This is a genomic window from Streptosporangium sp. LJ11, from assembly GCF_051918945.1.
In the GTDB taxonomy this organism is placed as follows: Bacteria; Actinomycetota; Actinomycetes; order Streptosporangiales; family Streptosporangiaceae; genus Streptosporangium.
Genome location: NZ_JBPXMB010000016.1, coordinates 206894 through 220950, shown reverse-complemented (window position 1 = coordinate 220950; position 14057 = coordinate 206894). Strand labels below are relative to the sequence as shown.

Below are 14057 nucleotides of genomic sequence, written 5' to 3'. Positions count from 1 at the left end.
CGGCCGGGGCGCGGTCGGTTAGGTTGGGCCGACACATGCCGACACATGCCGACACGTGCCGGTCGATCCACGCCGGTCGATCCACGCCGGCCGGCACGTGCCGACCCATGATCGGGCGCCTGCATCGGAGTGACCGTGGGGAAGTTCGTCGATCACGAGACATGGCCGCTGCGGCCCGAGGACGAGGGGCCGCACCCGGCCGGCCCCGAGCCGCTGTGGAGCGAGTCCGTCTATCTCGACTTCGCGGCCGAGGACGGCTCGCTCGCCGGTTACGTCCGGCTCGGCCTGTATCCCAACTGGAACCGCGCCTGGTACTGGGCGTGTCTGGTCGGCAGGGACCGGCCCGCGGTGCTGCTGGCCGACCACCACGTCCCGCTGTCCGTCCCCGGTCCTCCCGCGCAGGACGGGGCGGGGACGCGTCCCGGGGTCCTCGCGGTGCGCGGCGAGGGCTGCGGGGGGTTCCGGGCCGTCCACGACGTGACGGACCCCATGCGGTCCTTCCGGGTGACCCTCGACGCCGGGGCGGCGGCCGTCCTGGACGACCCCGCCATGGCGTACGGGGACCTCGGGGGCGCCGAGACGACCTCGCTCGCGTTCGACCTGGAGTGGCGGAGCGGCGGCGATCCGTACCCGTACCGCTTCATGTCCCGGTACGAGATCCCCTGCGCGGTCGCGGGGACGATTCGGGTCGGCGGGGGTGAGGAGATCGCCTTCTCCGGGTACGGCGAGCGCGACCACAGCTGGGGGGAGCGCGACTGGTGGCGGATGTCGTGGCTGTGGAGCTCGGGGCGGCTCGACGACGGCACGTTCTTCCACGGCATGCGCGCCAACGTCGGCTTCGAGATGCCCTGGCCGTGCTTCACCGTCCCGCCGGGCGGGGCGACCGAGGAGCGGGAGGGTTTCACCGCGGCGAGCGAGTTCGGCGCGGACGGCTTCCCGTCCGGGGCGCGGCTGGAGGTGCCCGGCATGCCGATGACGGTCGTCCCGCTCGCCTTCGCCCCGGTCGACATGACGTCCCCCGACGGGGAGGTTGCCCGCTTCCCGCGTGCCCTGTGCCGGTTCGAGGCCGAGGACGGGCGGTCCGGGTACGGCTGGACCGAATGGCATCAGCCGCCCGGCTGGCGGGGACATGGATGGCGTTGATCGTGTTTTGGCGGACTGGGCCAGGGATACCCTCTCTGAGGTGGGGGGACTGCGTTGTCTTGATGGTTCTTATCTGACTGTTACGCCGGTGGCGTGCCGTGACAGTGTCGGCACACCGTACGAGATCACCCTGCAGCTGCACCGCGACGGCGCGCTGTACGGGACGGTGGGCGAGCGGTGCGGCTGGTTCCTCACCCGGCTGGCGCGGGGGGTCGCCGAGGCGCGCGCGGGCCACGAGGCACGGTGGCCCGACCCCGACGACCGCTTTCCCGGCGACACGGAACTGTTCGCCTTTCGTTACCGGGCCAGGAACGGTGTCGTCGGCGGCGGCGAACTCCGCTGCCAGCTGCGGACCATCCCGGTCTGGGTCCCGGGGCTGCGGGGGCCCGGCGGGGAGTGGCGGCTCACCAGAAGGGCCTTCCTGGAGGCATGGGGCGGCGGCGGGATGGGGATGCGCGCCGTTCTGACATCCTCTGAGCTGGGTGTTTTCGTGGAGGCGCTCGTCGCGGAGGCCGAGGACTGCCTGGGGGCCCGCAAGCCGGGCAAGCCCGCCGGAACCCTGTAGAGGGGGCGGAGGGGTCCGCGGGGCGGCGATAATTGCCTGTCAGTGCCCATTCGTGGCGGGTGCTGAGGGAGGGGCTTCAATGGGCGTGCGCGATCTCGTCTACCGGGTGTACGAACGCAGGCTTGAGGCGAAGCTGTCCCGTCAGCGGGAGATGGCTCCCCGGCACGTCGGCGTGATCGTCGACGGCAACCGGCGCTGGGCGCGCTCGATGGGCATCGACGATGTGAGCCGCGGGCATCGCAAGGGCGCCGACAAGATCTCGGAGCTGCTCGGCTGGTGCCGCGAGGCCGGTGTCGAGGTCGTCACCGTGTGGCTGCTGTCGAGCGACAACATCAACCGTTCCAAGGACGAGCTGGATCTCCTGATGAAGATCATCGAGGACGTCGTCCAGGAGCTCGTGGCCGACGGATGGCACATCAAGCCCATGGGCGCGCTCGATCTTCTGCCCGATCACACGGCCCGTGTCCTCAAGAACGCAAAAGAAGCGACATCACATCGTCCCGGTTTGATTGTGAACGTTGCTGTTGGGTATGGAGGAAGGCGTGAGATCGCTGATGCGGTGCGCTCCCTTCTCCAGGAGCACGCGAGCAAGGGCGCGAGTATCGAGGACCTTGTCGAGGTCCTCGATGTCGAGCACATCGCGGAGCATCTCTACACGCGCGGTCAGCCCGACCCGGATCTGGTCATCCGGACCTCGGGAGAGCAGCGGCTCTCCGGCTTCCTGCTCTGGCAGAGCGCTCACTCCGAATTCTACTTCTGCGAGGCCTACTGGCCTGACTTCCGCAGGGTCGACTTCTTGCGGGCTCTCCGCTCCTACGCCGCGCGGCACCGCAGGTACGGTTCCTGAAACTCCACATGAACGGCCCCTTTCGGTCAGTCTTAAGCAGTTGGAAGTCGGGCATTCAGGACGTACCGTAAGAAGTAGGAGAGCACAGCTCACCTACGCCGGAGAGGGCCCGCCTTTGCGTCACGACCTGCTGAGGAGGGCCGGTCAACGGTCCCTGCTCGACGTTCTCGTGAGCGGGCCCGGGGCCGGTCCGCATCCCAGCTCATGGCAGGGCGCCGTCCATGGCGCCCGGGGGAGAACGCGTGGCAAACCCTTCGTCCTCACCCACGTCGCCGGCAGTGCAGCGGCGCACGTACGTCCTGGACACCTCGGTGCTCCTGGCGGATCCAACGGCGATGAGCCGTTTCGCCGAGCATGAGGTCGTCATCCCGATCGTCGTCATCACCGAGTTGGAGGGCAAACGCCATCATCCAGAGCTCGGATACTTCGCGCGCAAGGCGCTAAGGTCCCTCGACGAACTCCGGGTGACGCACGGACGACTGGACGAGCCCATGCCGATCGGCGAGGGCACCATCCGGGTCGAGCTCAACCACAGTGACCCGTCCATCCTGCCCGTCGGGTTCCGGCTCGGCGACAACGACACCCGCATCCTGACCGTGGCGAAGACCCTCGCCGCGGAGGGCGCGGACGTGGTGCTGGTCTCCAAGGACCTGCCGATGCGGGTGAAGGCCGCCTCCATCGGGCTCGCCGCGGACGAGTACCGCGCCGAACTCGTGGTGGAGTCCGGCTGGACCGGCATGGACGAGCTCCAGGTGACCTCGGAGGACGTCGAGACCCTCTTCGAGCACGGCACGGCCGACATGGTCGAGGCCCGTGACCTGCCCGCCCACACGGGCCTGCGCCTGCTGTCCAGCAAGGGTTCCGCGCTGGGCCGGGTGCTGCCCGACAAGTCGGTGCGGCTGGTGCGCGGCGACCGCGAGGTGTTCGGCCTGCACGGCCGTTCCGCCGAGCAGCGCATCGCGCTCGACCTCCTGATGGATCCCGAGGTGGGCATCGTCTCGCTGGGCGGCCGGGCGGGCACGGGAAAGTCCGCGCTCGCCCTCTGCGCGGGCCTGGAGGCGGTCCTGGAGCGCCGCCAGCACCGCAAGGTCATCGTCTTCCGTCCCCTGTACGCCGTGGGCGGCCAGGAGCTGGGCTACCTGCCCGGTTCCGAGAACGAGAAGATGGGCCCGTGGGGGCAGGCGGTCTACGACACGCTGGGCGCGGTCACCACGCCCGAGGTGATCGAGGAGGTCATGGACCGGGGCATGCTGGAGGTGCTCCCGCTCACCCACATCCGCGGCCGGTCGCTCCACGACGCCTTCGTCATCGTGGACGAGGCGCAGTCGCTGGAGCGCGGGGTGCTGCTCACCGTGCTGAGCCGGATCGGCGCCAACTCCCGGGTCGTCCTCACCCACGACATCGCCCAGCGCGACAACCTGCGGGTGGGCCGCCACGACGGCGTCGTGGCGGTGGTGGAGAAGCTCAAGGGGCACCCGCTGTTCGCGCACGTCACCCTGACCCGCTCGGAGCGCTCGCCGATCGCGGCGCTGGTCACCGAGATGCTGGAGGACATCACGATGTGACGGGGCGTCCCGACGCCACCGCCGGAGCGCGGTCGCGGGTGCCGTACGAGCACCCGCGACCGCGCTCCGCGCGTTACGGCGCCGGGTCTCTCGTGAACACGGTCTCTCGGTGCGGGTCTCTCGTGGTGAGGGTCTCTCGCGGTGACGGGGCGGGGCGGGATCCTCAGGGCGGCAGCCGCACGCCGGGCGCCGCGAGATTGCGGTACTCGAAGCAGCCCCGGTCGCCCATCGTCTCCGGGGTGCCGGGGAAGAGGCGGGTGACCTCGACGCTCCAGATGCTCTCCTGCTTGTTCTGCCGGATGGTGCAGGTGATCTGGGCGAGGGCCTCCTTGGAGACCTTGCCCTCACCCGTGATGATCACGTTCAGCCGGTAGCCAAGGTTGTCGTCCGGCTCGTTGCGCTGGTCGGTGTTGTCCGAGTAGCGGGTCGTCTTGGTGTCGTAGTGGCTGAAGTCGTTGAGCGCGCTGGTCAGCCCCGCCTTCGGCGGCTGCTTGCCGGCCCGGAACAGGGTGTCGATGATGTTCTTGGCCGAGTCGGAGACCACCGGGACCTTGACGGGCTCCAACCGGCCGTCGCGGAGCAGATAGACCGTCACCCACGTGGGGCTGTAGCTGATCACCGGCGGGTGGCCGTAGTCCTGGACGTCGGTCGGGGAGATGCCGCAGCCGCAGAGCACCAGGGCGGCGAGCAGGCAGGCGAACCACCTCGCGCCGGCGGGCCGTCTCGTGCCGGGGACGGCCGGGCGGGTGAGCCTTCTCCCACCGGGGGCGGCCGGGCCGGTGAGCTCGCCCGTGCCCGGGGCGTACGGGCGGGTGGGCCGTCTCATGCCGGGGGGAGCCAGACCGTGAAGAGGGTGCCCGGCCGCTGCGCGCGGACCGAGATCGTGCCCCCGTGCAGCTGGGCGTTGGCCCGCGCGATGGACAGGCCGAGCCCGCTGCCGTCACCCCGGGCTCCGGCCTTGTAGAAACGGTTGAACACGAAGGGCAGGTCCTTCGCGGGGATGCCCTTGCCGTGGTCGCGCACCTTCACCTCCAGGCCGTTCGGGGTGCTGCGGGCGGTCACCATCACCGGGAGCTCACCGTGGCGCAGGGCGTTGCCCACCAGGTTGGCCACGATGACGTCGAAGCGCCTGGGGTCGACGGAGAAGGTCAGTCCCTCGGGGACGTTCACCCGTACCCGGTCCGACCATCCGCGCATCTCCAGGCAGTCGCAGACCACGTCGACGATGTTCACGGTGTCCATGTTCAGCGTGGCCGTCCCCGAGTCGAACCGGCTCGCCTCGATGAGCTGTTCGATCAGGGTGCGCAGCCGCGCGATCTCGCGCAGCACCAGCCGCACGGCCGCCGCGGGCTCGGGCGGCAGCCGGTCGGCCTCCTCGGAGAGCATGTCGGTCACCGCGGTCATCGCGGTCAGCGGGGTCCTGAGCTCGTGGGAGACGTCGGCGACGAAGCGGCGGGACATCGCCTCCAGCGCGCGCAGCTCGGTGACGCTCCGCTCCAGGGCGGCGGCGGTGTCGTTGAACGTGGCGGTGAGCTCGGCGAGCTCGTCCTGGCCGTGTACGGGCAGGCGGGTGTCGAGGTGGCCGGCACCGAGCGCGCGGGCCGCCGAGCCGAGCCGCCTGACCGGCAGCAGCAGCTGGCGGGCCGACACCAGCCCCAGGGACAGCGCGATGATCAGCATGGCGGCGCCGGCGACGGCGAGCGGCTGCCGCAGGCCGTTCAGGAGCCGCTCCTCCTCGATGAGGGGGGCGAACACGAAGACGGTCATTCCGGTGGGCTGGGCGGTGTGTATGGGCTCGATCCGCCAGACGGGGGTGCCGATGAGCAGCCACATGTCGCCGCCGATGGTCATGCGCTTGGCGACCATCCGCTGGGTGGCCCTGGCGGCGAGGTCGTCGGGGACGTCCTTGGGGCCGAAGTCGCCGTCGGGGTAGGGGTAGTTCTCGTAGCGGACCACCACCCTGCCGCCCTGGGGGCGCAGGCTCTTCTGCAGCGCGCTGATCTCCTCGTCGGTCGGCGGGCTGTCTCCCGGCCAGAGCGCGCCGACGGGCAGCCTGCTGCCCTCCAGGATGTCGCGCACCTCTTTCACGGCCACGTGCTCGGCCCGCCTGATCATGCTGTTCTTGACGAACTCGTAGCCGATTCCCGCGACGACCGCGGAGGCTGTGACGGCGATCAGGGTGAAGGTGATCACCAGGCGCCCGCGCAGGCCGGTGTACATCCGCCGCACCGAAGGAGGGAACGTCCGCTTCGAGGGGGGGAACGTCCGCTTCACGGCGGGCTGAACCGGTAGCCGAATCCCCGTACCGTGTGGATGAACTCGGGCTCGGCGGGAACCGCCTCGATCTTGGCGCGGACCCGCTGGACGCAGGCGTCGACCAGCCGGGAGTCGGCGACGTGGGTGTGGTCCCAGACGGCCCGCAGCAGATACCTGCGGTTGAGCACCTGACCGGGGTGGCGGACGAGTTCGAGCAGCAGGCGCAGTTCCGTGGGGGTGAGGTGGACCTCGCGGCCCCCCAGCGCCACCTTGAGCGCGCCCCGGTCGATGACCAGGTCGCCGAAGGTGATGCGGTCGGAGGCGACCGACTCCATCCGGCGCAGGACGGCGCGGATGCGGGCGTCCAGCACCCGGGGCTCGACCGGCTTGACCACGTAGTCGTCGGCCCCCGCCTCCAGTCCCACGACCACGTCGAGGTCGTCGCCCCTGGCGGTGAGGAGGATCACCGGCAGCTGGTCGAGCCTGCGGATGCGGCGGCACACCTCGACGCCGTCGATGCCGGGCAGCATGACGTCCAGGATGGCGATCTCCGGACGGCGGGACCTGATGTGCTCAAGGGCCTCCTCACCGCTGGCGTAGGCGGTGACGGAGTGGCCCTGCCGGGTGAGCGCGAGCTCCAACCCGGTACGGACCGAGGGATCGTCTTCGACGAGGAGGATGCCTGCCACCGGGTAATCATTCTCCCAAGGCTCGGATGGATCTGCCGGGTCACAAAACCCAGACATAAGGCAAACAGTACCTGAACGTGGTGGTCAGACCACGATTCGGGCAATTCCATGATCACTAAAGGGGGTCAAGAGACCCCGTACGGCAAAATGTGAGCAAAATCACTCCCAGGCTTTCCTTGCCGGGAAAGGGCTCGTGGCCTGGCGGTTAGGTCGTGAGAAACCCCGGCGAACCTGGCCGGACGCCGACCGACGCCGACCAACTCCGCCGTTTCGGTTGCGGACCACCCCCCTCCCCACGGCAAGCTCATAGGTCGTGAGTCCAGGATCACAGCAACTGAAGGAGCGCTCGGCGCCCCGCCCTCGCCGCACGAACCGCAGGGCGGCCAAGGGGAAGGGCCTCGACGGTCCCAGCTCGAAGCGCGGTATGACCTCCAAGCGCGCGCTGATCCTGGGCGCCGCGCTCGTGGTCCTGGTGGGCGGAGGCGCCTTCACCGCCTACACCGCCGTGCAGAACGCCTCGGCGCCGCCGACGAAGCCGCTCACCCTGGACGAGATGTCAAAGATGCTCGGCTCCGACCCGTTCGGCTCCGACCTGGAGTCCGACATGCTGAAGGCCCAGGCCGCCCAGGCGCTCAAGGCCGACAAGATCGCCGCCGAGCGCGAGAACCGCAAGGCCCTCAACCAGGTCAAGATCGTTGACGAGGCTCCGGGCGGCGGCGGGTTCAACCCGCAGCAACTCCCCCCGGGCACCTCCAACCCGACCGGCAACAGGGCGCTGGGCAAGCAGATGCTGGAGGCCAGGGGCTGGGCCGGCGAGTGGGGCTGCCTGGAGAAGCTCTGGATGAAGGAGAGCGGCTGGAACGAGCGCGCCATGAACACCTCCAGTGGCGCCTACGGCATCCCGCAGTCCCTCCCCGGCCACAAGATGGCCAGCGCCGGAAGCGACTGGCAGACCAACGCGGCGACCCAGATCGAGTGGGGGCTCACCTACATCAAGGGCCGCTACGGCTCGCCCTGCGGCGCGTGGGCCCATTCCCAGGCCAAAGGCTGGTACTGAGAGACCAGGAGTCGGCAAGTCTGACCTTCTCCCGGCGCCGCGCGCCGCACCCTTGGCCGCATGGACGTGAAGGTCAGCGTGGTGGTGCCGGTGCACAACCCCGGTGATGGCGCCGACGCCTGTATCCGGTCGGTGCTGGAACAGTCGATGGCCTCCGAGAACTACGAGGTCATCTTCGCCGACGACGGCTCCGACGACGGGACCCGGCAGCGCCTCGACACCCTGGCGGCGGCGCGGTCGAACGTCAGGGTGCTCCACCTCGAGCGGACCGGCTCGCCGATGCGCGGCCGCAACGTCGCCCTCATGGTCGCCAGGGGCAGGTACGTCTACCTGCTGAACCAGACCGACCGCCTGGAGCGGGACGCTCTGGAGCGCATGTACTCGCGCGCCGTGGGGACCGGGGCCGACATCCTCCTCGGGCGGCTGATCAGCGACCAGAGGCCGCCCTCCACGGTCTTCGACACCGACCGCGAGAACGCCGACATCGTCGAGGACCGGCTGCTCACGCTGCTCACCCCGCACAAGCTCTTCCGCAGGGCCTTCCTCGACGCCGAGGCGCTGAACTTCTCCGACCCCGGCGGATGCCTGGCCGAGCAGGCCTTCGCGCTCCGTGCCTACCTGCGGGCCGGGAGAGTCGTCGTCATGGCCGGCCGGGTCTGCTGCCACGTCACCGAGCGGCCCGACCCGCCCCAGGACCCCTACGTCTGGGCCGCGGAACTGCGCGAGCTGCTCGACATCATCGACGACGAGGTGCCCGAGGGACGCCGGCGCGACCGGATGTACGCCCAGTGGTTCCGCACCGCGGTGCTGCGGCGGCTCGGCGGGGGCAGGTTCGTCACCTCCTCCACGGGCCGGGCGGCCACCTTCACCACCCTGCGCGAGCTGGTGGTCCAGCGCTTCCCCCCGCGCCTCGACCTCCTGCTGCCCGTCCCGTTGCGGGCCCGCGCCGCGCTGCTCCGCGCGGGCAGGCTCGACCAGCTCGTCGTCCTGGCCGGGGCCATGCGCGGCGTCCGCCTCCAGGCCGACCTCGAGGCCCTCACCTGGGACGACGGCGCGCTCGCCCTGGGGCTCACCGTGGAGATCATGCAGGCCGACGGCACCCCGATGCGCTTCGTCCCGTACGGGAACGACGGCCTGCTCTGGCAGCCTCCGGTCCCCCTCGACGGGCTCCGCCTGCCGCCCGAGATGGCCGACGTCAGCCAGGCCGCCGCCAGGGCGCGGTTCGAGGTCTACATCAGGCACGAGGACACCGGGGACGTCCACTTCCTGCCCTCGGAGTGCTCGATGATCCGCAGCCGTCACCGCAACGGGGTCAGGCTCCAGGTCACCGGCGAGGCCCGGCTGGACGTCGACTCGGCGGCCATGGGCGGCCCGCTGCCCCCCGGGCTCTGGGAGATACACGTGCGCATGTACGGAGGGGCGCAGCAGGCGCGCACCCGGGTGACCGGGTCGCCGCTGAACTGCACCGGGATGGTCGCCGACCGCTCCAAGCGGCTGATCGTCCCCTGGTGGTCCGACCGGGGGGAGCTGGGGATCTGCGTGGAGCCGCGCTCGTTCCCCGAGTCGATCGTCCTCGTCTCCCCGGGTACGACGGTCATCAGGCAGCGCAAGCACGTCTTCGTCGTCGTGCCCGTGCCGTACGTGCCGCCGAGCGGGGGGCCGCCCGCGGAGCTGGTGTTCCGCCAGACCGCGGGCAGGGAACGCGAGGTCGCCGCCCCCGCGCTGGTCGAGCCCGGCGTCCCCGGGGAACTGGCCGGGCGGCTGATCGCCAAGATCCCGACCCGGCTGGCGTACCGGGAGGGGTTTCTCGCGCCGGGCGTCTGGGCGCCGTTCCTGCGGGTGGACGGCAAGGAGACCGGGCTCCGCTTCAAGGTGGAGATGAACCGCGGCGGCCGGGTGGAGATCCACAGGTCCGCCGCCGCCAGGCTCTCCGAGCCCTGGTACCCGCTGCTGAAGCGGGTCGCGCTGCGGATACCGCTGGTCAGGAACGCGGTCCGGGTGACCAGGACCGTCCGGCGGCGCTACATGCTCAACTGACATCCGCCCGGCGCCACCCGCCCCGTCGGGGGCGGTGTGGTGCCGGGCGGTGCGTCACACGGGTGGCGTGTCACACGGGTGGTGTCACAGGCTCAGCCGGCACTCGTTGGGCAGGTCGCCGGTCGAGGGCCTCGGCAGGGTCGCGCTCGGCGGCGGGCTCTGCCTGCGCTCCACCCAGCCCTCCAGGGTCTCGAACGCGCTGCGGAAGCACGGCAGCAGCGGGCGGAGCCTGTCGGGGTAGGAGGCGTAGAGGCTGTCCACGTGGGTGCCGTCGGTGATCCGGTAGTAGCGGAACGGCCGGTGCTCGCCGACCATGTCCGCGTAGACGTCGCCGGAGCGGGAGATCGGCAGCAGCGTGTCCAGCGTGCCGTGGATCGTGATCAGCGGCTTGCCGATCCGGCCGGTGAGCCCGATCTTCCTCACCGCCGCGTACGGCTTGCGCGCGTCGTAGTCGTAGTCGGCGTCGCAGGCAGGGGTTCCCGAGGCGCAGAAGGGGGTGCCCGCGTCGGTGTCGCCGTCGAAGGAGGGGTCGAGCTCCTCACGGTAGACGCGCTGGGTCAGGTCCCAGTAGTACTGGTGGTGGAACGGCCACAGGAACTCCGAGCCGCGGGCGAAACCCGCGTCGTACATCGCCTGGGTGTCGCCCGCCGGGTAGGCCCGCAGCGCCGGGGGCAGGTAGTTGAGCAGGTTGTCACCCTTGACCCGCCAGAGCGTGCCCTCCCAGTCGATACCGCCGTCATACAGCCAGGCCCGGTTCTCCAGTTGCCAGCGGACCAGGTACCCGCCGTTGGAGATGCCCGCGGCGTAGGTCCGCTCGGGAAGCCTGCCGTAGCGCTGGGCGACGACGGCCTTGGCCGCGATCGCGACCTGCGTGACCCGGTCGTTCCACTCGGCGACCGCGTCACCGGGCCGGCGGCCGTCCTTGTAGAAGGTGGCGCCGACGTTGCCCTTGTCCGTCACCGCGTAGGCGTAGCCCTTGGCCAGCGCCCAGTCGGAGACGGTGAAGTCGTTGGCGTACTGCTCCCGGTTGCCCGGGGTGCCGGTGACCACCAGCCCGCCGTTCCAGTCGTCGGGCAGCCGCAGGACGAACTGCGAGTCGTGGTTCCAGCCGTGCGTCGTGTTGGAGGTCGAGGTGTCGGGGAAGTAGCCGTCGACCTGGATGCCGGGCACGCCCTTCGGGTTGACCGCCCCCGCCGGGTGCAGGCCCGCCCAGTCGGCCGGGTCGGTGTGCCCGGAGACGGTCGTGCCGGCCGTCGTGAGGTCGTCCAGGCAGGCCTTCACCTGGTGCTCGGCACCCGGCACCGCCACCCGGTCCAGCCGGGCGCAGTGCGCCGGTGAGGTCCCCGCGCTCGCCGCCGGCGCCCCGGACAGGGCCACCAGGGCTGCGAGGCCGGCGGCGGCGAATCCCGCGGCCGTTCTGGTACGTGAGGTCGCGCCGGGGACCGGACCGAGGAGCCGGGTTCGAGCGGCCGAACCGCGACGCGAAGCGTCGCCATGGGTACTGTGCATCGTCAGCTCCGCTTCAGGTGGTCGGAGAGGGCGGAGCGGAACTCGGCGGGCCGCTCGATGTGCGGGCTGTGGCCGCAGTCCAGGACGATCTCGGTGTACGGGCCGTACCGCTCCAGGACGGCGCGGGTCTGGGTGACCATCGGCTGCGCGGGGGTGCCAGGCGAGCCGGGGACGGCCCCCAGGGCGCCCAGGTGGGCCAGGTCGAACAGCGAGGTGTCGGAGACGATCACGTCGGCCTCGCCCCTGATCCACAGGATCGGCGGCTTCGGGTCGATCGTGTGCAGGTCGTCGATCCGGAAGTGCGTCGGGGCGAACGAGTTGAGCACGCCCCGCGTGCCGGGACGGACCCCCGGCCACTCCTCCGACGCCGCCGCGTCACCCGGGTAGTGGTCCTCGCCCACCCTCGTGGACAGCATCGACGCGACCAGGGCGTCCTCGTCCTCGATCACCGTGCCGGGTTTCACGTACGTGGTCCGCATCACGTTCCTCGGCGAGACCGGGGAGCCGTCCGAGGTGTCCCCTTCCGCGAGCAGCTTCACGAAGTCGGGGTTGGCCGCCCCCGCCCCGCCGCCCGTGCCGTCGGGATGGTTCAGCACGCCGTCGGCACCGTGCGTGCCGCCGAAGCCGTACGGGGAGATCGGGTTGACCAGGGTCACGCTCCGCACGGCGGACGGACGGTCGCGCAGCGCCTGCAGCACGACCCCGCCGCCCATGCTCCAGCCGACCAGGTGCACGCCGTCCAGCCCGAGGGCGTCGAGGAGGGCGAGCACGTCGTCGGAGTAGTCCCGCAGGCCGCGGGTGGCGTCGACAGGGGCGGGCTCGGTGTCGCCGAAGCCCCGCAGGTCCACGGCGAGCGGCCGGTGGCCCGCCTCCGCGAGGGCGAGCAGCGTGCCCCGCCAGAAGGCGGCGCTCGACACGTTCCCGTGCACGAACAGCACGGTCTCGCCGCTTTCCAGAGTGTTTCCGGCGTTCTGGTCGTTCCCGGTGACCGACAGGACGTTCTGGGTGATCCGGCCGGTGGGCACCGGCCGGTTCTCGATGCGCATCAGATGTCTCTCCGTACCGGTCAGCGAGTGGTCTCGGCCTCGTCGTGGGTGCCGATGGTGACGAGGTCGCGGCCACGGGTCTCGCGCGAGACGTACACGGTGATCAGGGTGAGCACGGCGGCCCCGGCCACGTACAGCGTGACGGGGAGCGACGACTTGTAGGCGTCCAGCAGGGCGACCGCGATCAGCGGGGCGAGGGCGCCCGCGACGATCGAGGCGAGCTGCGAGCCGATCGAGACGCCCGAGTAGCGCATCCTCGTGGCGAACAGCTCGGAGAAGAACGCGGCCTGCGGGCCGTACATCGCGCCGTGCAGGATCAGCCCGACGGTCACCGCCAGGGTGACGGCGGCGAAGTTCTTCGTGTCGATCAGCGGGAAGAACGCGAAGGACCACAGCCCCACCCCGGCGGCGCCGAGCAGGTAGACGGGCCGGCGGCCCAGCCTGTCGGACAGCGCCCCCCACATCGGGATCGAGACGAAGTGGATGGCCGAGCCGATCAGCACCGCGTTGAGCACGACCGGCTTCGCCAGCCCGGCCTGCGCCGTCGCGTAGACCAGCACGAACGCGGTGATCACGTAGTAGGAGACGTTCTCCGCGAAGCGGGCGCCGATCGCGATGAGGACGTCGCGCCAGTGGTACCTGAAGACCTCGACGATCGGCAGGGACTTCGAGGGCTTGGCGTTCGCGACCGCCTGCTGGAAGACCGGCGACTCGCTGATGGAGAGCCGGATCCACATGCCGACCAGCACCAGCACGCCGGAGAGCAGGAACGGGATCCGCCAGCCCCAGCTCACGAACGCCTCCTCCGTCTGGACCGCGGCCAGCACCGCCAGCACGGCGGTGGCCAGCAGGTTGCCGCCGGGGGCGCCCGCCTGCGGCCAGGAGGCCCAGAAGCCGCGGCGCGCTGCGTCGCCGTGCTCGGAGACGATCAGTACCGCGCCGCCCCACTCGCCGCCGAGGGCGAAGCCCTGGACGAGCCGGAGCAGGGTCAGCAGCAGCGGCGCCGCCATGCCGATCGCCGCGTGGGTCGGCAGGCAGCCGATCAGGAAGGTCGCCCCGCCCATCATCAGCAGGCTGACCACCAGCAGCTTCTTGCGGCCGATCCGGTCGCCGAAGTGCCCGAAGACCAGCGCGCCCAGCGGGCGGGCCACGAAGCCCACCGCGTAGGTCAGGAACGCCAGCAGGGTGCCCGTCAGCGGCTCCGACTGGGGGAAGAACAGCTGCGGGAAGACCAGCGCGGCGGCGGAGCCGTACAGGAAGAAGTCATACCACTCGATCGTGGTGCCGACGAGGCTGGCACCCACGATCTTTCCGATGGGGGTACGGGTTTTCTCTGCCATCTC

At 70.8% G+C, this 14057-nt stretch carries 12 protein-coding genes; 6 read left to right on the top strand and 6 right to left on the bottom strand.

Going from position 1 to position 14057, the window contains the following annotated elements; all coding sequences use genetic code 11:
- Positions 1-135 precede the first annotated feature (135 nt).
- From ACTOQ3_RS24255 to ACTOQ3_RS24240, 4 genes are all read left to right on the top strand, one after another.
- Positions 136-1143: a DUF7064 domain-containing protein gene (locus ACTOQ3_RS24255; protein ID WP_440085621.1), complete on the top strand. Its 1008-nt coding sequence runs from the start codon at positions 136-138 to the stop codon at positions 1141-1143.
- Positions 1144-1231: 88 nt separating this feature from the next.
- On the top strand, positions 1232-1708 hold the full coding sequence (locus tag ACTOQ3_RS24250; RefSeq protein WP_440085620.1) for a hypothetical protein: 477 nt from the start codon (positions 1232-1234) through the stop codon (positions 1706-1708).
- 79 nt (positions 1709-1787) lie between these two features.
- On the top strand, positions 1788-2555 hold the full coding sequence (locus ACTOQ3_RS24245; protein WP_344750149.1) for an isoprenyl transferase: 768 nt from the start codon (positions 1788-1790) through the stop codon (positions 2553-2555).
- A gap of 221 nt (positions 2556-2776) precedes the next feature.
- Complete coding sequence (locus ACTOQ3_RS24240; protein WP_440085619.1) at positions 2777-4120, top strand: PhoH family protein; 1344 nt, start codon at positions 2777-2779, stop codon at positions 4118-4120.
- A 163-nt stretch (positions 4121-4283) separates the two neighbouring features.
- Here ACTOQ3_RS24240 and ACTOQ3_RS24235 read toward each other — a convergent pair whose 3' ends face one another.
- The 3 genes from ACTOQ3_RS24235 to ACTOQ3_RS24225 are packed head-to-tail and all read right to left on the bottom strand — an operon-like array spanning position 4284 to position 7065.
- Positions 4284-4946 carry a hypothetical protein gene (locus ACTOQ3_RS24235; protein WP_440085618.1) on the bottom strand — a complete coding sequence of 221 codons (663 nt, stop codon included), beginning with the start codon at positions 4944-4946 and terminating at the stop codon, positions 4284-4286.
- On the bottom strand, positions 4943-6340 hold the full coding sequence (locus ACTOQ3_RS24230) for an ATP-binding protein (protein WP_440085650.1): 1398 nt from the start codon (positions 6338-6340) through the stop codon (positions 4943-4945). Before ACTOQ3_RS24230 ends, ACTOQ3_RS24235 begins: the two co-directional genes overlap by 4 nt.
- Before the next feature lie 50 nt (positions 6341-6390).
- A complete protein-coding gene (locus ACTOQ3_RS24225) occupies positions 6391-7065 on the bottom strand; it encodes a response regulator transcription factor (protein WP_344921373.1) in 675 nt (224 codons plus the stop codon).
- Positions 7066-7378: 313 nt separating this feature from the next.
- Between ACTOQ3_RS24225 and ACTOQ3_RS24220 the strand changes: the two genes are divergently transcribed.
- Complete coding sequence (locus tag ACTOQ3_RS24220; protein WP_440085617.1) at positions 7379-8122, top strand: lytic transglycosylase domain-containing protein; 744 nt, start codon at positions 7379-7381, stop codon at positions 8120-8122.
- A 60-nt stretch (positions 8123-8182) separates the two neighbouring features.
- Positions 8183-10159, top strand: coding sequence for a glycosyltransferase family 2 protein (locus ACTOQ3_RS24215; RefSeq protein WP_440085616.1), 1977 nt, complete (start codon positions 8183-8185; stop codon positions 10157-10159).
- Positions 10160-10243: 84 nt separating this feature from the next.
- On the opposite strand, the gene ACTOQ3_RS24210 is transcribed toward ACTOQ3_RS24215, so the two are convergent.
- The 3 genes from ACTOQ3_RS24210 to ACTOQ3_RS24200 are packed head-to-tail and all read right to left on the bottom strand — an operon-like array spanning position 10244 to position 14054.
- Positions 10244-11668 carry a tannase/feruloyl esterase family alpha/beta hydrolase gene (locus ACTOQ3_RS24210; RefSeq protein ID WP_440085615.1) on the bottom strand — a complete coding sequence of 475 codons (1425 nt, stop codon included), beginning with the start codon at positions 11666-11668 and terminating at the stop codon, positions 10244-10246.
- A gap of 2 nt (positions 11669-11670) precedes the next feature.
- The gene (locus tag ACTOQ3_RS24205; RefSeq protein ID WP_440085614.1) at positions 11671-12714 is read right to left on the bottom strand and encodes an alpha/beta fold hydrolase; all 1044 of its coding nucleotides are present in this window, start codon (positions 12712-12714) and stop codon (positions 11671-11673) included.
- 20 nt (positions 12715-12734) lie between these two features.
- Entirely contained in the window at positions 12735-14054 is a 1320-nt protein-coding gene (locus tag ACTOQ3_RS24200; RefSeq protein WP_440085613.1) for an MFS transporter, read from the bottom strand.
- Positions 14055-14057 lie beyond the last annotated feature (3 nt).

Bases quoted from the DNA above. Each gene is read 5' to 3' on its own strand.
- ACTOQ3_RS24230 (WP_440085650.1), bottom strand. From the start codon at position 6,340: ATGTACACCGGCCTGCGCGGGCGCCTGGTGATCACCTTCACCCTGATC.
- ACTOQ3_RS24200 (WP_440085613.1), bottom strand. From the start codon at position 14,054: ATGGCAGAGAAAACCCGTACCCCCATCGGAAAGATCGTGGGTGCCAGC.
- ACTOQ3_RS24210 (WP_440085615.1), bottom strand. From the start codon at position 11,668: ATGCACAGTACCCATGGCGACGCTTCGCGTCGCGGTTCGGCCGCTCGA.
- ACTOQ3_RS24205 (WP_440085614.1), bottom strand. From the start codon at position 12,714: ATGCGCATCGAGAACCGGCCGGTGCCCACCGGCCGGATCACCCAGAAC.
- ACTOQ3_RS24245 (WP_344750149.1), top strand. From the start codon at position 1,788: ATGGGCGTGCGCGATCTCGTCTACCGGGTGTACGAACGCAGGCTTGAG.
- ACTOQ3_RS24240 (WP_440085619.1), top strand. From the start codon at position 2,777: ATGGCGCCCGGGGGAGAACGCGTGGCAAACCCTTCGTCCTCACCCACG.
- ACTOQ3_RS24235 (WP_440085618.1), bottom strand. From the start codon at position 4,946: ATGAGACGGCCCACCCGCCCGTACGCCCCGGGCACGGGCGAGCTCACC.
- ACTOQ3_RS24215 (WP_440085616.1), top strand. From the start codon at position 8,183: ATGGACGTGAAGGTCAGCGTGGTGGTGCCGGTGCACAACCCCGGTGAT.